This is a genomic window from Pseudomonas aegrilactucae, from assembly GCF_019168305.1.
GTDB classification, from domain to species: Bacteria; Pseudomonadota; Gammaproteobacteria; order Pseudomonadales; family Pseudomonadaceae; genus Aquipseudomonas; species Aquipseudomonas aegrilactucae.
Genome location: NZ_JAHTBI010000039.1, coordinates 34,514 through 50,873 on the forward strand (window position 1 = coordinate 34,514; position 16,360 = coordinate 50,873).

The following is a 16,360-nucleotide window of genomic DNA, read 5'->3' on the forward strand; positions in this document are numbered from 1 at the left end:
CGGGCGTCATATACCCGGCGAATCGTCCATTGATGGCTTTTTAGCACTATCCGGAATTTACCGCCAGTAGCAAAAAGCCATACATCCCACTGTGCGGCGCCGGGTTATGCAGTGCTGCGCCCGCGCTCGCGTTCCAGCTCGCGCTTGAGGTCGTCGACTGTCTGGCTTTTTTTCATCAGCAACACGCCAACGACCAGGCCGATGGCGAAGCAGGTCAGTTCCTTCATGGGTAGGTTCCTTGAGCTGGATGGGACGCAGGCCATCCTGAATCAAGGCTGCGACATTCTGTGTCGCTGCGTGCGTGTTTTTTGTACCGCGCAACCAGTTCAGCGTTGCTTGCTGGAGAGTAAAGTCATAGTGACATCAATTTGCTGCCAGGCAGAATTGCTGAAATTCCGATCAATCGAAGCTTCCCTGCGGCTGCTTCGTCAGGCCGAACAGGGGGAAAAAGCCATGGATCTGGTGCAGGCCCACACCGTGTTGAGCAAAGCTCGGCACCCTCAACAACCGGCCTACGTGCCGAGCATTTTCGCCCTCGGTGGCCGCGGCTATTACGAGAATCCCACCACGGATCTGCTGGCGTTTTTTGCTGGCCCCCAGGGAGCTACATGGCTTCGGCGATTGTTTCCTGCGCGCCCTGCTTGGCTGTGTTTGCCCGCACCCGCTGCCTGAGCCCACGCTGGCGCTTTGCTTTGCTTTCGCCGTCAGGCAAAAGTGGAGCGCCAAGTGGGTCGGGCTTGCTCATGCATTTCGAGATGAACATACGACGACGCTAAAGGCTCTCGAAAGCATTCGAACCCACATTATTACTCGGGGACTTGAAGGTCGATTCAGCCGAAGCAAGTGCCATGGATGTGGTGATAGACCTGAATCCGTTCCGCGCCCTGCATGCTGATTACCGAAGCACGGCTCAGCTGACCACGCTGCTCGCGCTGTCGAATCGGTGGATCGCGATGAATGCCGGGACAATTTCGACTTGCCGCCACCGTGCAGCACCTTGATCGGAACATCCATCGTCATCAATTCAACACAATGATCTTTGACACCAACTCCGCGCTGTTCTTGGCCTGCAGCTTTTTCATCAGCCGGGCCCGATGAACTTCGACAGTGCGGTGGGAAATGTTCAACTTGCGGCCGATTTCCTTGCAGGTCAGGCCGTTGACAATGTGCGCGGAGACTTCCCGTTCTCGTGACGTCAACTTGACCGTCGCATGAAACACGCGGTCCATACGCTCGAAATGCCAGACCATCAACTGGAACGGATCATCCGGCGTCAGCGTGTAGCCATTGGCCCTGGCCCAGAACACTTCACCACTGCGATGCTGCATGAAGCGCTCATCGCAATAGCAGCCGTTCTTGCTGTGCTGCAGCCAGCTCAGGCTGCGTTCGCCTATGGCTTTATAGTCGGCTTGAGAGGGATACAGCTTGAGGATCAACTCGCCGATCAGCTCGTCGCGCTGGAACCCGAACAATTCAACAAAGGCCACGTTGAGATCAAGCATGCTGCGGTTGCCAGTGATCACCTGGGGAGCCGGCGACACTTGAAACGCCAGCCGTTCAAGGTCTTCCAGTGGATCGTTCATCGTGCAGTCCTGCTGCTTTTTATGGGTATGAGCCCAGTATCGGTCAGTTCGGCTACTCGCTCCTATACGTAGTTGCACGAAGTAGCGATCAGACTTTGCTGTGGGCCATTGTAGGGAACGCCTGCAATCGCAAAGGAAAAATAACAATGGCTAACGACACCGTTTCCATCGTCGCCGCCGGCCACAGCCGTTTCGGTCGGCTGAATGATCTGACCCTCGAAGAGCTGATCGTGCAAGTCACCCGCGAAGCGCTCACCGACGCGGCCATCGATGCATCTGAGATCGACGCCATCTTTCTCGGGCACTTCAATTCGGGCATGGTCCCTGACGGCTTTGCGGCCTCATTGGTACTGCAAGCGGACCCAGCGCTTCGCTTCAAGCCCGCCACCCGGTGCGAAAACGCCTGCGCTTCAGGCTCAGCGGCCATTCAGGCCGCAATCAACGCGATTCTCTCGGGCTCGGCAGACTTGGTGCTGGTGGTTGGCGCAGAAAAGATGACCGCCAACAGTACCGCGCAGGTGACCAAGGCCCTGGCCGGCGCGGGCTATCAGAATGATCCTGCGCAAGCCGTCTTGAGCTTTCCTCAGTTGTTTGGCCTGGCGGCGCAGCACTATCAACAGCGCTACCACAGCCCGCTGGAGTCGATGGCGAAGATTGCCGCAAAGAACCATGCCAACGCCTTGGGCAATCCCTTGGCACAGATGCATAAGGCCATGAGTGTCGAGCACTGCAACACCGTGTCCGAAAGCAACCCGTACATCGCCGAGCCGCTGCGCCTGACCGACTGCTCGCTGATCAGCGATGGTGCCGCAGCCATCGTGCTGGCCTCGGCCAAGCGCGCCAAGCAGTTTCGTCGCGAAGTGCTGATTCGCGCGACGTCCCAGGTCAACGATTTCCTGCCCATCGCACAGCGCGATCTGTTGGCCTTCGAAGGCCCACAGCGAGCCATTCAGAGCGCGTTGCGCAACGCGGATGTGACGTTGACCGACATCAATTTCGCCGAGGTCCACGACTGTTTCACCATTGCCGAATTGTTGATCTACGAGGCCATGGGGCTGGCGCCACGTGGCGAAGGCCATCGCGCACTGGATGACGGCATCGTGCAGGCCGGCGGGCGACTTCCGGTCAACCTGTCCGGCGGGCTCAAGGCCAAGGGTCACCCCGTCGGCGCCACGGGCGTGTCGATGCACGCCATGGCCTTCCGGCAACTGACCGGACAGGCCATCGGTATCGCTGTACCCGACGCCGAATTCGGGCTGCTGTTCAACATGGGCGGAATGGCGGTGGCCAACTACGCCTCGGTGCTTCAGGCGCGCAGAGCATAGACATGAACATTGCCAATTGGTTGAATGACGCCGCCCATCGCTGGCCGTTGCGGCCCGCATTGTTCGAAGGTGATCGACAAGTGGCCGATTACCAGCAGTTCTCCAGAAACGTGCAGCAGCGAGCCATCGTGCTGAGCGAGCAACACGGTGTCCAGCCCGGCGACCGCGTCGCCCTCTTCATGAAAAACTGCTGTCAGTACCTGGAACTGCTTTACGCCACCTGGTGGGTCGGCGCGGTCGCGGTGCCGATCAACTGCAAACTGCATCGCAACGAAGCCGGTTGGATCGCCGACAACGCGCAAGCGCGGCTGATCTTCACCGACGACGGCACGCTGTTCGACCCGGCACAGTTGCCTGAAGGGTGCCAGGAGTGTGTGGGGTTGAACGACATGATCGAATCCTCGCTTGAGTTACTGCCCGCCAACACTCCGGCCCCACGGCATGCCGATGATCTGGCCTGGTTGTTCTACACCTCGGGGACCACCGGGCGCTCGAAGGGCGTGATGTTATCCCACGGTAACTTGATGGCGATGTCGCTGTGTTACCCGATCGATGTCGACCCGGTGAGCGCAGGTGATTCGGTGGTGTACGCCGCCCCCATGTCCCACGGCGCCGGGCTGTACAACTTCATCCATGTGCGTTGCGGCGCACGGCATGTGGTGCCTGTGTCTCGCGGGTTCAAAGCGGGCGAGTTGTTTGAACTGGCCACCTCACTTGGCAATGTGACGCTGTTCGCCGCGCCTACCATGGTCAAGCGCATGGTCGAGCAGGCGCGCCAACAAGGCTATGCCGGTGAAGGCCTGAAAACCATCGTCTATGGTGGCGCGCCGATGTATCTGGCGGACTTGCACGATGCGGTGGACACCTTTGGCCCTCGGCTGGTGCAGATCTATGGCCAGGGTGAAACCCCTATGACGGTCAGCGCTCTGGCGCGGGAACTGATCGCTGATCGCGACCATAAGGATTGGGCACGCCTGGCATCGTCAGTGGGACGGGCGCAATCGTGCATCGAGATTCGCATTGTCAGCGCTACGCACGCCCCCCTTGGCACCGGGCAGCCCGGAGAAATCGCGGTGCGCGGGGCAACGGTGATGCACGGTTACTGGCGCAACGAAGCCTCGACGCGTGAGGTCCTGGTGGATGGCTGGCTGTTCACCGGCGACATCGGCTACCTCGACGCGCAGGGTTATCTGACCCTGACCGACCGTTCCAAGGACGTGATCATCACCGGCGGCAGCAACGTGTATCCGCGTGAGGTGGAAGAGGTGCTGGCGTCGCATCCGGACGTATTCGAAGTGTGCGTGGTGGGCGAGCCGGACGCGCAATGGGGCGAGTCGGTGGTGGCGTTCGTGGTCGCACGGGGCCAGAGCAGCCTGAACGAAGGTCAGCTCAACCACTGGTTTACCGAACGCATGGCGTCGTTCAAGAAGCCGAAGAAATACCTGTTTCGCACCGAGCTGCCCAAAAACAGCTACGGAAAAATCCTCAAAACCGACCTGCGCCAATGGCTCAAGGAGGCCGCGAGCGTTGCCACATCCCAGTGAGGCGCCTGTTTTCCATCAATAGAAATTTCCATCAATAAAAACAAGACAGGAATACGACGATGGCTACTCAACAACACAATCCCGCCCGGCAGCGCCGCCGCGCGTTTATCGGTGCGACGTCCGGGCACCTCATCGAATGGTATGACTACGGCGTATATGGTTTTCTGGCGGTGTACATCGGCCAGGCGTTTTTCGTGTCGGACGACCCCGCCACCAGTTTGCTCAGCAGCTTTGCCGCGTTCGCGTTGAGCTTCTTCATTCGGCCGTTGGGCGGCCTGTTTTTCGGCCCGCTGGCCGACAAGATCGGCCGTCGCAAAACCCTGATTACCGTGCTGGTCATGATGTCTGGCTCGACCTGTTTGCTGGGTTTGCTGCCCACTTACGCGTCCATCGGCATCGCAGCCCCTATCCTGCTGGTGCTGATCCGCTGCGTACAGGGTTTCTCGGCCGGAGGCGAGATCGGCACCATCACCAGCTTCATTTCCGAGTACGCCGGCCCTGGTCGACGTGGGTTCTCCACCTGCTGGCTGATGGTGACGGCCGTGCTGGGGCTGGTGTTGGGCGGCGCTGTGGCCAACGGCATGACCTGGGTGCTGGGCGCCGAAACGATGCAGGCCGGAGGCTGGCGCATTCCGTTTCTGATCGCAGGCCCCATGGGCCTGATTTCGATGTACATCCGCCTCAAGCTGGAAGACAGCCCGGAATTTCTGGCGCTGCAAAAGGCCGGGGAAACCTCGAAGGCGCCCTTGCGTGAAGTCTGGCAATGGAAGCGGGCAATTGCCTTGGTGTTTTTCATCATCACCTTGCACAGTTCGATCTTCTACCTGGTGCTGACGTTCGCCTCGACCTACATGTCGCGCATCCTGAAATTCGACAGCGGCACCACATTGTTTTACGTGTTCATCGCCAGCCTGTCGGCGGCCCTCGTGATGCCGCTGGGTGGCGCATTCACCGACAAATACGGGCGTAAACCGTTCCTGATGGTCGTAGGTGGGTTGGCGACGCTGGCAATGTACTGGTTCTTCAAGTCCGCGCCGAACGCGACGCCTGCGACGTTTTTCCTTCCGTTGATGGCGGTGGCGATTACCTTCGGGCTGTACGCCTCCTCCACCTACGCAACCATGAGCGAACTGTTGCCAACGCGTATCCGCTCGACCGGCATCGCGGTGGCCTACAACGTTCCGGTGGCCGTATTCGGCGGCAGCGCGCCGTTTATTTCAACGTGGTTGATCCAGCAAACCGGCGACATCACCTCACCGTGGTATTTCTACATTGGCACCGGCGTGATGTCGTTGATTGCCCTGACGGCGCTACGCAAAGAAGATTTTGTAGCCGGCTCGGCGGTGGTGGAGGCACATTCGCATCAGGCAACGGCCTGACTTGTATTGCCCATAGCCCAGGGAATGGGCGTCCTTGGCGTCGTCAAAGCAAGCGGACTGCTAACGGCGTCAAGGCGACTCACCTGCTGCGCCGAAAGTTCGACCGACAGTGCACCGAGGTTGTCGGTGAGCTGGGTAACGGACCGGGGGCCTATGATGGGAACCGAGCCATGTGTACCCGCCCAGGCGATGGCGACCTGTCCTGGGTTGACGCCAAGTTCGTCAGCGACCGCGATCACGGTGTCGAGCACCTTAGTACGGTGCTCGCTGTTCTCCGGCTGAAACACCTTGCCGCCAAACGCCTCAGCACGCCCCTTCTCACCTTTGCGATACTTGCCAGTCAGCATGCCCCCGCCCAGTGGGGACCAGGTGACGATCCCGAGCCCCAGCGCATGAGAGGCTGGAAACAAATCAACCTCAGGCTCACGCCGAACCAGGCTGTGCTCGAACTGTGCTGCGGCGATCGGCACCGCATGGGTGAGTTCGGCGAGGGTGACTGCCCGCGATAGCCGCCAAGCAGGGAAGTTGGAGAGGCCTGCGTAAAGAATCTTGCCCGCGCGCGCGAGATCCTCGAACCCTCGAACGATTTCTTCGGCGGGTGTGACATTATCCGGCCAATGTGCCCAATAAAGGTCTATGCGATCAGTGCGCAGACGTTTCAAGCTTGCCTCCACCGAGGCCACCATCGCCTTGCGACTGTTGCCGGTGACAAGCCGGTTGGCGTCTGGCTGTGCCCCCCTGGTGTATTTGGTCGCGAGTACGAAATGCTCGCGCCGCCCCTCCAGCAGGGTGCCGAGCAGTTCTTCTGACTGCCCAAACTGGTAAATGTCTGCGCCATCGATAAAGTTGCCGCCCGCTTCGGCGTATGCGTTGAAAATCGCCTTGCTGGTAGCCTGATCGGCGCCATGGCCCCAGCCGGTACCGAAGTTACCCGTACCCAGCGCTACCTGCGAAACCTGCAAGCCCGTCTTGCCGAATGATAGGTATTTCATGGTTCCTCCGTTAATCACATCAGGTGCCTTTCAGGGCGCCGCAGCAGGTACCGACCGGCGTGCGGCCGTGGTACAGACAACGATGTCAGTCTCGGCCATCGGCGCTCTTCGAAGTGGCCGTGGGGTGGTCGAAGATCAGGCATGTCGTGGTGGCGTGCGCGTACAGCCTTCCATCAGGGCCGACGATCCGCCCCTCGGCCGTGGCGACCTGGCTCCCGACATGAATCACCTTGCCCTCGGCACGCACCAACGGCACCGCATCGGTCAAGGCACGCACCACATTGAGCTTCAGTTCAAGCGTGGTATAGCCTTTGCCTACCGCCAGCGTTGTATGCACGGCGCAGCCCACCGCCGAGTCCAGTAGCGTTGCGAACCAGCCACCGTGTACGGTGCCCATAGGGTTGTAATGCCTGCGCCCGGGCCGACCTTGAAAGACAGCGACGCCGGGTTCCATGTACATCGGCAAAAAGTCCAGGGTGTCTCCGATAGGTGGAGGGGGCAACTCCCCGGCAAAGATCGCCTCGAAGACTTCCATCCCCGTGAGGCTGAAAGCCTGCCCTCTGGGCATCGCATCAGCTGCCTGAAGGCGAGCTCGGACGGTCTGCTCCTCCTCGATCCATTGCGCAACAACCTGATCGACATCCATCAGTGGCCCCTCAAATACTTGTATATGCAATAGTTGCAGATACACTATACCCCATGAAGAAACCGATCAAGCCACAAGGATGCACCAACCTCAAGCTTCGCCAGCTCACACGCATGGTGACGCGTCACTACGACCACTATGTCGCAGAGACCGGGTTGAAAAACACGCAGTACGCGCTGCTGTCGCATGTCGTCAAACTGGGGCCAATTCGTCCAGGTGATCTGGCAAAGCGCATGCAGATGGATGCGTCGACATTGACCAGGAACCTTCAGCCTTTGGCGGCCCAAGGCTTGCTGAAGGTCGGTGCAGGCGATGATTCGCGCAGCCGACTTGTCGACGCGACTGAGCTTGGGCGCGCGAAGCGAGCTGAAGCTCAGCGCGCCTGGAAGATCGCGCAAACGGCACTCAACGAGCTGTTGGGCATCGAGCGCATCGCCGCATTGCACGACCTTCTGGATACCTGCATCGAGTGCCTTGGCGACGACGCGGATCACACAGCAGAGGACTAATTTTTCGGGCGCACGTTTGAACCTGAACGCCCTTGAAAATAAAAGAGCCAACGGACCCACATCCATGACGACAGTTTTTGCTCACTCTTGCGATAGGCTATCAAGCCAGCAGCTGAAGCTACAGCAACTGCCCGCCCGAGATGTCAAACGTCGTCCCGTTAGCCCAGGCCATGTCATCGGACAGGATGGCAGCCACCGCACGGCCTATATCATCCGGCAGGCCGACGCGCCCCAGTGCAATGCCCTGCGCCACATAGGCGTTCACCTGCGTATTGTCGCGCACCACACCACCGCCAAAATCGGTTGCGATGGCGCCTGGGGCAATCGCATTCACCCGAATTCGGCGCGGCCCCAACTCTACAGCCATGTAACGGGTGAGCACCTCGACTGCGGCCTTGACCGCCGCGTAAATGCTGTACCCCGGCAAGGTGAAGCGCACGAAGCCAGACGAAACGTTCAGGATACGACCGCCATCCTGCATGAGCGGCAGCAACTGCTGGGTGAGAAAAACCGGACCACGAAGGTGCGTGGCGATCAGTGAGCCGAACTGGTCCTCGGTCGCGTCAATGAAGTTCGAAAACAGGCCATTGCCGGCATTGTTGACCAGGAAATCGAAACGCTCGCAGCCGAAGTCGGCCTTGAGGATATCCGCCACGGTGCTCGAAAAAGCCTGATAGCTGGCCGTATCGGTGATATCGAGTGGCAACATGGCGACCTTGGCGCCCTGCGCTTCAATGTCCCGCATCAGCGATCGGGCTTGTGCCACGTCACTGCGATAGGTGCCGATGATGTGGACGCCGCGCTTGGCGAGGTGAAGCGCCATACTGCGGCCTAGGCCGCGGCTGGCGCCGGTGATGAGTGCGATCTGGTGGGTCATGGACGGTCTCTGCCTGCTGGGTTTGGCGCGCCTTGTGGCGCTTGCTTGACCCGCTCAAGATAGGCAATGACAGCGTTGCAACCCACGCCCGATAAGCTCAATTGATTGCCTGATTGTATCAATCGCATTGCGCGGTACCGGGGCGCAGGCATAATCGGCTCATGAACAACGATCTTGCACCGCATCTGGATATTGCCCTGCGCCATGCGCCAGCGGGCCTGACCCGTACACCGATCCCGCGTGTGGACCTGTGTGTCGGGCAAGGCTCTACAGAGACGGCGCCATGCCTGTATCGCTCGATGATCTGCTTTATCCTGCAAGGGTCGAAGCGCGTGGCGATCAACGACCATCTTCTGAGCTACGACAGTGAGCACTACCTCATCAGCGCCCTGGACCTGCCGCTGATCGGGCAGATCATTGATGCTGAAGGGGGCCAGCCCTACGTTGCGGTCTCCCTTGTGCTGGCCCCGGCCATACTGGCAGAACTGGCGGCGACCATGGCGCCGGTTCGCGAGAGCGAACCCAAAGGCATTGGTATCACGATCAACCCGATGAGCGCTTCGCTGCGCGACACGTTGCTGCGCTTGTTGTCATTGCTCGATACACCTGCCGATATCCCTGTTCTGGGCCCCATGGTCGAACGGGAATTGCTCTATCGTCTGCTTCAGGGGCCTCAGGGGCGGTTGCTGCGCCAGATTGCCCAACCCGACGGCGCACTGGGCAGCATCCGGCAGGCGGTGGCCTGGATCCGGGACAATTACAATGTCCGACTTCGCATCGATGCATTGTGCAAGGCAACCGGCATGAGCCGGGCAAGCCTGCATCGGCATTTCCTGTCGATGACCGGCCTCAGCCCCCTCCAGTATCAGAAGCAGCTTCGATTGCAGGAAGCCCGCCAGCTTTTGCTTGCCGGCGAGCATCGCGCCTCTGACGTGGCGTTCGCAGTGGGCTACGAAAGCGCATCGCAGTTCAGCCGCGAGTACGTGCGGCAATTCGGTGCATCGCCGGCACGCGACGTGCGCGAGACAAGGCAGGCGATCAGTACGTCACCCAAGGCGTAGGATGCCTGCCGATCACCCATTTCCGGCGCTGGCGGCAGATGCGCATTAGCCCTACATTAGGCCCAACCACACCTGCCCGGAACCTCCATGACGCCCACTCAGGACAAAGGCACCACCTCCATCGCCCTGGTGCATGAGGCGTTGCACAGCGCCAGAGAGCGGGGCCTGGACCTGACGATTGCATTGGCCAATGCCGACATTGACCCTCAGTTGCTCAACGCCCCAAAAGCGCGGGTCTCAGCGGCCTCTTTTGCCCGCCTGTGGGTGGAGACAGCCGACCTGCTGGACGACGAATTTTTTGGCATCGACACCCATCCCATGCGCCGCGGCAGCTTCAAGCTGATGTGCCATGCACTCATGGACTGCAGCACCTTGGGCCAGGCACTGCAGAGAATGCTGTCGTTCCTGCGGCTGGTTCTGGACGACATTCATGGCCAATTGCAGGTCGAGGGCGATCAGGCGTTCATCGTGGTACACGACCAGGGTATCCTGCGCCGCCTGTTTGCCTATGGCACCTGGTTCATCCTCGTACACGGGCTGTCATGCTGGCTGGTCAACCAGCGCATTCCCCTGCACAAGCTCAGTTTCCGGGCACCCCGGCCTGAGGATCAGAGCGACTACCGCATGCGCTTCTGTGAGGACATCGAATACGACGCACCCGCGACCCAGCTCAGTTTCGACAAAAGATTCCTCGACATGAAAATTGCGCAGTCGCCGGCCACGTTGGCGACCTTTCTCAAGGAATCCCCCGGCAGCCTTCTGGTGAAATACCGTAACGACGACAGCCTCAGCGCGCAGATAAGACGCTACTTGCGTGGCTCCAGCCCGGAAAAATGGCCCGAGCGCGATGACCTGGCGGTGGTATTTCACATGTCAAACTCGACGCTGCAACGCCGCCTACAAGCAGAGGGCACGCATTATCAGAACCTCAGGGACGACCTGCGCCGCGACATGGCGATTGACCTGCTGGCGCGTGGCGACATGACGGTGACACAGGTTGCGGCCGCCACCGGCTTTCAGGAAACCAGTGCGTTTCATCGGGCCTTCAAGAAATGGACCGGCGTCAGCCCCGGCGCCTATCGACGCGGACGCCAGGAGGAGTAAGCCACCCCGCTGCTGCGCCCCCGCCCCAACGCCGTTCAGCGCACTGCGTTGCACGCATGCCCAAACAGCTCACACAAATTGGTGCCACCCGACATGGGCGGCACCTGATCGCCTTCCTAGAATGTCGCGAAGTGCACTTCACCAACAACAATAAGATTGAAGGAGACACGTCATGCAATCAGTGAACGTATACACGCTCGCGGGCGAATCCACATTCAACCGGTTTCACCGGCTGATTCTGTTCTGGTGCGTACTTATCCTGATCATTGATGGTTATGACCTTGCCGTGGTCGGCGCAGCCCTGCCCGCCATCATGCAGGACATGGGCATCGACGCAACCAGTGCCGGCGTGATGGCGGGGTCGGCCCTGCTGGGAACAATGCTCGGGGCGATTTTCCTCGGGACACTGGCTGACCGCATCGGCCGTCCGAAAATGATCGCCATCTGCGTTGCGCTGTTCAGCCTGTTTACCGCTGCCGCCGGGCTTACCAGTGACCCCGTCAGCTTCAGCATTTCGCGCTTTATCGCCGGCCTCGGCATCGGCGGCGTACTGCCGATAGTCACCGCGCAGATGGGCGAGTTTTCGCCGGCCAAGTTGCGTACGCGGTTAGTCACTCTGGTGTTCGCGGGCTACTCCGTGGGCGGCATTCTCGTTGCGTTGACCGGCAAACACCTGATCGAGAGCCATGGCTGGCAGTCGGTGTTCTTTGTCGCAGGGCTGCCTGTGCTGCTGATCCCTCTGATATTGAAAACCATGCCGGAGTCCATGGCGTATTTGCTCAAACAAGGCCGCCAGGCTGAACTACGCACTATCGTTCAGAGGATCAGCCCCAATCTCCGACTGAGCGATGACGCGGTATTGGTAGGCAACCCAACCGAGACCAAGGCCGCACTCGACAGCCCGATCAAGGGTCTCTTCAGCGAAGGTCGCGGGTTCAGCACGGTGATGATCTGGTTGGCCTTCATGACGGGGCTTTTCATGGTCTATGCGCTTAATTCCTGGTTGACCAAGTTGATGGCGATGTCAGGTCATAGCCTCGGATCGGCACTGAACTTTGTCATCGTGTTCAACGTGGGCGCGATTGCAGGTGCGATCGGCGGGGGATGGTTGAGCGACAAGTTCAATATCAAATATGTGCTGATTGCGTTCTACATCGTGGGGGCATTGGCACTCACCGCGATGGCCTTCACACGCTCAACCGAGTTGTTGTTTGTCGTGGTGTTCATCGTCGGCGCCTCGACGCTGGGCACCCAGTTGATCGCCTACGCCTATGCCGGGGACTTCTACCCCACGCCCATCCGCTCCACCGGTGTGGGCTTCGCCTCCGGAGTGGGTCGGATCGGCGCAATCATCGCGCCGGTGTTGATCGGCTGGCTCGTTTCACTGGCTTTGCCGCTGGAGCAGAATTTCATGGTGATCGCGCTGGCAGGCCTGATCGGCGCACTGGCGGTCACGTTCGTCAATCAGTCACGGGCTGACTCCCATCAAGACTGCAAATTACCGGCCTTGTCCCGCTGACGGCTCACCCTGAACCAAACCCGCTAAAAGGAGGCGTATCTTGAATCGCTTGTCACCACCGCCGCTGTCTGCGCAAGAAACCCAGAACGCTGTCGACTGGGCAATCATGTCACGGCGCAGCGTCAGGGCCTTTTTGCCGACCGCCGTAGCGCACGAGGAAATCGAAGCGATTCTGAATGTCGCACGCTTCAGTGCCTCGGGTGTGAACATGCAGCCCTGGCAGGTGCACGTTGTAACCGGTGAGGCGAAAGAGCGTCTGTCGATGGCCATCAGCGCGATAGATAACGACCCTCAGCTCAGCAGCGACCTGCAGGATCCCTACACCTACTACCCGAACGAATGGGTCACCCCTTACATCGATCGCCGACGCAAAGTGGGTTGGGACCTCTACGGATTGCTCGGCATCGCCAAGGGTGAAAAGCAGCACATGCACCAGCAGCATGGACGCAATTATCGTTTCTTCGATGCACCGGTGGGCCTGCTGTTCACCGTGGACAACGTCCTGGAGCAGGGCAGCCTGCTGGACTACGGCATGTTTCTGCAAAGCATCATGCTGGCGGCACGTGGGCGGGGTCTGCATACCTGCCCGCAGGCCGCCTTTCTCAAATACCACCGCGTCATCTCAACGATGTTGAACATCCCCACCGATCAGATGCTGGTGTGTGGCATGAGCCTTGGTTACGCCGACCCGAAGGCCATTGAAAACACCCTGATCACAGGCCGGGAGCCTGTCAGCGCTTTCACCGTTTTTCATCATAATAATAAGGAGACCTGCCCATGATCAGTGGCGCATACGCAAGTGGACTTGATCAAAACCCGGCAAACCACGTGCCGTTGACACCCTTGGGATTTCTGGACCGCGCAGCGCTGGTGCATCCTGAGCGGGTGGCGATTATCCACGGAGAACTGCAGCGCACCTGGGCACAGACACGCGAGCGCTGTTACCGACTGGCATCAGCGCTGGCCGGCAGGGGCGTGCAACAGGGCGAGACTGTTTCGATCCTGTCGCCGAACACCCCGGCCATGATCGAGGCCCACTTCGCCATACCCTTGTCCGGCGCCATCCTCAACACCATCAACCATCGCCTGGATGCCGAGGGAATTGCATTCATTCTGCGTCACAGTGAGTGCACCTTGCTGCTGGTTGATTGCGAGCTCATGACCGTGGCCTGCGCCGCACTGGAGAAACTCGAACGCCCCCCGGCAATCGTGATGATCCGCGATCACCTGGCCCCGACAAGCAGCGATAGTGACGTTACCGACTATGAAACCCTGCTCGCCGAAGGCGACCCGAGCTTCCAGGGCGTATGGCCCAGCACAGAGTGGCAGCCGATTGCGCTGAACTATACCTCCGGTACCACCGGCGACCCCAAGGGCGTCGTGGTCAGCCATCGGGGCACCTACCTGATGAGTTTGCTGCAGATGACCAATTGGCCACTTGCCCAGGCGCCACGGTATTTATGGACACTGCCCATGTTCCACGCCAACGGCTGGTGCTTCACCTGGGCGATCACCGCTGCGGCAGGCACCCATATCTGCCTGCGCAAGGTGACGGCGGACGCGGTCTTCGAGGCCATTGCCGCCCATAAAGCCGATCACTTCTGTGCAGCACCGACGGTGATGGCCATGCTTGCCAATACCCCAACCCCGCTCGACCTCCCCCACCCGGTGCGTGTACTGACGGCCGGTTCCCCTCCCCCGGCCACCGTCCTGGATGCGGTGGTTTCTATGGGTTTTCAGGTGGATCACGTGTACGGCATCACCGAAGTCGCGGGTACGCCTGTCAGTTGTGCCTGGCAGGACGCCTGGGATGACCTCAGTGCCCCCGACAAGGCCAGGATGCGCGTAAGACAGGGCGCGCGGGCGGCAGCTTTCGAAGGCTTGCTGGTTGCCGATGCACAGACACTCGAACCCGTCCCGCATGATGGCCAGACCACCGGTGAACTGTTGTTGCGCGGCAATACCGTCATGATGGGTTATCTGAAAAACCCGTGCGCAACGCAAAAAGCGTTTGAAGGTGGCTGGTTCCATACCGGTGATGTCGCCGTGGTTCATCCCGACGGTTACGTGCAGATTACCGACCGCACAAAAGACGTGATCATCTCCGGCGGTGAAAACATTTCATCCGTGGAGATCGAAGACATTCTTCATGGCCACGCATCGGTATTGCACGCCGCCGTGGTGGCGCAGCCAGACAACAAATGGGGGGAAGTGCCCTGCGCCTTCATCGAGCTCAGAAGCCAGGCTCAGCCCCCCACCGAAGCTGAACTGATCGCGTATTGCCAGGCGCGCCTGGCCCGCTACAAGTGCCCGAGCCGCGTGATCTTCATGGAGCTGCCGAAAACCGCCACGGGGAAAATCCAGAAGTTCATCCTGCGCCAACAAGCCGGGAGCCAAGAGGCAATCGTACGTCTGGCCTCAACCGGCTGATACCTCACCCTTTCTACTGAACCTCAAGACTGTCTGCATGCGCAACGCGCACGCGTCGCCCTCTGAGGCGTCGTGCGCGCCGCAAACACCAAAAACAACAAAAAAAGGTGCATTCGAGATGACACGCAAACCTAAGGCGTCGGTGACGATTCTGCTGTTTTCCTGTGGGGCGCCAAACGCCTTTGCAGATTTTATCGGTGATACACAGGCCGCCCTGGAGTTACGCAACTTTTACTACAACCGGGACTTTCGCAACGAAGGGGCCAGCCAATCCAAACGCGACGAGTGGGCTCAGGGCTTCATCCTGAATCTGCAGTCTGGATTCACCGAGGGCCCGTTGGGTCTTGGCGTCGACGCACTCGGTCTGCTGGGTGTGAAACTCGACTCCAGCCCTGACCGTACGGGTTCAGGTCTGCTGGCCTATGACTCGCAGCGTAATGTAGAAGATGAGTACGGCAAATTCATACCCACCGCAAAAGCGCGCCTGAGCCGCAGTGAGCTGCGCGTCGGCGGGCTCAACCCGGTACTCCCGCTGCTGTCGAGCAATAACAGCCGGCTGCTGCCACAAGTGTTCCGGGGTGGGATGCTGGTATCCAAGGAGTTGGAAGCGCTGACCTTCAGTGCGATCCGTATCAACGCGGTAAAACAACGCAACTCCACAGATTTCGAACGCTTGTCGGCGTTCGGCTACACGCCGGTAAAGTCCGATCATTTCTCCTACCTGGCGCTTGATTACAAACCGACGCCCCAACTCTCACTCAGCTACCATGTGGCCGAGCTGGCAGACCTTTACCGCTCGAATTTCTTTGGCCTGAAGTTTGAACACGCGCTGGGCGGCGGCACCGTGCTGTCTGACGTTCGCTACTTTTCTGCCGGCGATACAGGTGATCAGGGTATCGGCAAAGTGGACAACCGAACACTCAGCACGATGCTTGCCTTTCGCCAGAACGGCCACACCCTGGGTGCCGGCTTCCAGCAAGCCTGGGGGGATACGACGTTCGCCATGATCAATGGCGCTGACACCTATCTGTTCGGCGAGTCGTTGGTCAGCACCTTTACGGCGCCTCAGGAACGGGTGTGGATTGCACGTTACGATTTTGATTTTGCCGCCGCGGGGTTGCCTGGACTCACCCTTGGTTTGAAATATGCGAAAGGACAGCAGGTAGACCCGACGTTGCTGGGTTCAGCTCAGGCCGCCCGCTTACGACTCGCAGGAGAGGACGGCAAGGAATGGGAGCGTGTGACCGATATCACTTACACCGTCCAGAGTGGGCCGTTCAAAAATGTGTCAGCGCAGTGGCGCAACTCGACCAATCGCTCGACGTACGCCGATAGCGCCAACGAAAACCGTTTGATTTTCCGGTACACATTTAAGTTTTGACGGGTGAGAT

At 59.6% G+C, this 16,360-nt stretch carries 16 protein-coding genes; 11 read left to right on the forward strand and 5 right to left on the reverse strand.

From position 1 onward, the window contains the following. Nucleotides 1-104: 104 nt before the first annotated feature. On the reverse strand, nt 105-227 hold the full coding sequence (locus KUO17_RS26645; RefSeq protein ID WP_255263541.1) for a hypothetical protein: 123 nt from the start codon (nt 225-227) through the stop codon (nt 105-107). Here KUO17_RS26645 and KUO17_RS11755 point away from each other — a divergent pair. Beyond that, nucleotides 226-672, forward strand: a complete 447-nt coding sequence (locus tag KUO17_RS11755) for a hypothetical protein (protein WP_217975728.1) — start codon at nt 226-228, stop codon at nt 670-672. The two genes, KUO17_RS26645 and KUO17_RS11755, sit on opposite strands and share 2 nt — an antisense overlap. Before the next feature lie 347 nt (nt 673-1,019). Here KUO17_RS11755 and KUO17_RS11760 read toward each other — a convergent pair whose 3' ends face one another. Next, the gene (locus tag KUO17_RS11760) at nt 1,020-1,583 is read right to left on the reverse strand and encodes a LuxR C-terminal-related transcriptional regulator (RefSeq protein WP_217975729.1); all 564 of its coding nucleotides are present in this window, start codon (nt 1,581-1,583) and stop codon (nt 1,020-1,022) included. 146 nt (nt 1,584-1,729) lie between these two features. Here KUO17_RS11760 and KUO17_RS11765 point away from each other — a divergent pair, with 146 nt between their 5' ends. Genes KUO17_RS11765 through KUO17_RS11775 form a run of 3 tightly spaced genes read left to right on the forward strand, consistent with a single transcriptional unit; the run spans nt 1,730 to nt 5,831 of the window. Continuing rightward, on the forward strand, nt 1,730-2,908 hold the full coding sequence (locus KUO17_RS11765; protein WP_217975730.1) for an acetyl-CoA acetyltransferase: 1,179 nt from the start codon (nt 1,730-1,732) through the stop codon (nt 2,906-2,908). Nucleotides 2,909-2,910: 2 nt separating this feature from the next. Further along, nucleotides 2,911-4,452: a class I adenylate-forming enzyme family protein gene (locus KUO17_RS11770; protein WP_217975731.1), complete on the forward strand. Its 1,542-nt coding sequence runs from the start codon at nt 2,911-2,913 to the stop codon at nt 4,450-4,452. Between the two features lie 59 nt (nt 4,453-4,511). Then, nucleotides 4,512-5,831 (forward strand): MFS transporter, encoded by a 1,320-nt coding sequence (locus KUO17_RS11775; RefSeq protein WP_217975732.1) that lies wholly within the window; start codon nt 4,512-4,514, stop codon nt 5,829-5,831. Here the strand turns inward: KUO17_RS11775 and KUO17_RS11780 are convergent. Together KUO17_RS11780 and KUO17_RS11785 are read right to left on the reverse strand one after the other, a co-directional pair. Beyond that, nucleotides 5,816-6,823, reverse strand: a complete 1,008-nt coding sequence (locus tag KUO17_RS11780) for an aldo/keto reductase (RefSeq protein WP_217975733.1) — start codon at nt 6,821-6,823, stop codon at nt 5,816-5,818. The two genes, KUO17_RS11775 and KUO17_RS11780, sit on opposite strands and share 16 nt — an antisense overlap. Nucleotides 6,824-6,908: 85 nt before the next feature. Continuing rightward, nucleotides 6,909-7,469 carry a PaaI family thioesterase gene (locus KUO17_RS11785; RefSeq protein ID WP_217975734.1) on the reverse strand — a complete coding sequence of 187 codons (561 nt, stop codon included), beginning with the start codon at nt 7,467-7,469 and terminating at the stop codon, nt 6,909-6,911. A 53-nt stretch (nt 7,470-7,522) separates the two neighbouring features. Between KUO17_RS11785 and KUO17_RS11790 the strand changes: the two genes are divergently transcribed. Continuing rightward, on the forward strand, nt 7,523-7,978 hold the full coding sequence (locus tag KUO17_RS11790) for a MarR family winged helix-turn-helix transcriptional regulator (protein WP_217975735.1): 456 nt from the start codon (nt 7,523-7,525) through the stop codon (nt 7,976-7,978). Nucleotides 7,979-8,096: 118 nt separating this feature from the next. On the opposite strand, the gene KUO17_RS11795 is transcribed toward KUO17_RS11790, so the two are convergent. Beyond that, nucleotides 8,097-8,855, reverse strand: a complete 759-nt coding sequence (locus KUO17_RS11795; RefSeq protein ID WP_217975736.1) for an SDR family NAD(P)-dependent oxidoreductase — start codon at nt 8,853-8,855, stop codon at nt 8,097-8,099. Between the two features lie 161 nt (nt 8,856-9,016). Between KUO17_RS11795 and KUO17_RS11800 the strand changes: the two genes are divergently transcribed. The 6 genes from KUO17_RS11800 (at nt 9,017) to KUO17_RS11825 (ending at nt 16,350) form a co-directional block, all read left to right on the forward strand. After that, the gene (locus KUO17_RS11800; protein WP_217975737.1) at nt 9,017-9,916 is read left to right on the forward strand and encodes an AraC family transcriptional regulator; all 900 of its coding nucleotides are present in this window, start codon (nt 9,017-9,019) and stop codon (nt 9,914-9,916) included. Between the two features lie 87 nt (nt 9,917-10,003). Then, nucleotides 10,004-11,020, forward strand: coding sequence for an AraC family transcriptional regulator (locus KUO17_RS11805; RefSeq protein ID WP_217975738.1), 1,017 nt, complete (start codon nt 10,004-10,006; stop codon nt 11,018-11,020). Nucleotides 11,021-11,192: 172 nt separating this feature from the next. Then, nucleotides 11,193-12,539 (forward strand): MFS transporter, encoded by a 1,347-nt coding sequence (locus tag KUO17_RS11810; protein WP_217975739.1) that lies wholly within the window; start codon nt 11,193-11,195, stop codon nt 12,537-12,539. A gap of 40 nt (nt 12,540-12,579) precedes the next feature. After that, entirely contained in the window at nt 12,580-13,320 is a 741-nt protein-coding gene (locus KUO17_RS11815) for a nitroreductase (protein WP_217975740.1), read from the forward strand. Then, complete coding sequence (locus tag KUO17_RS11820; protein ID WP_217975741.1) at nt 13,317-14,969, forward strand: AMP-binding protein; 1,653 nt, start codon at nt 13,317-13,319, stop codon at nt 14,967-14,969. The genes KUO17_RS11815 and KUO17_RS11820 overlap by 4 nt, the downstream gene beginning before the upstream one ends. A 118-nt stretch (nt 14,970-15,087) precedes the next feature. Further along, nucleotides 15,088-16,350 carry an OprD family porin gene (locus KUO17_RS11825; protein WP_217975788.1) on the forward strand — a complete coding sequence of 421 codons (1,263 nt, stop codon included), beginning with the start codon at nt 15,088-15,090 and terminating at the stop codon, nt 16,348-16,350. Nucleotides 16,351-16,360 lie beyond the last annotated feature (10 nt).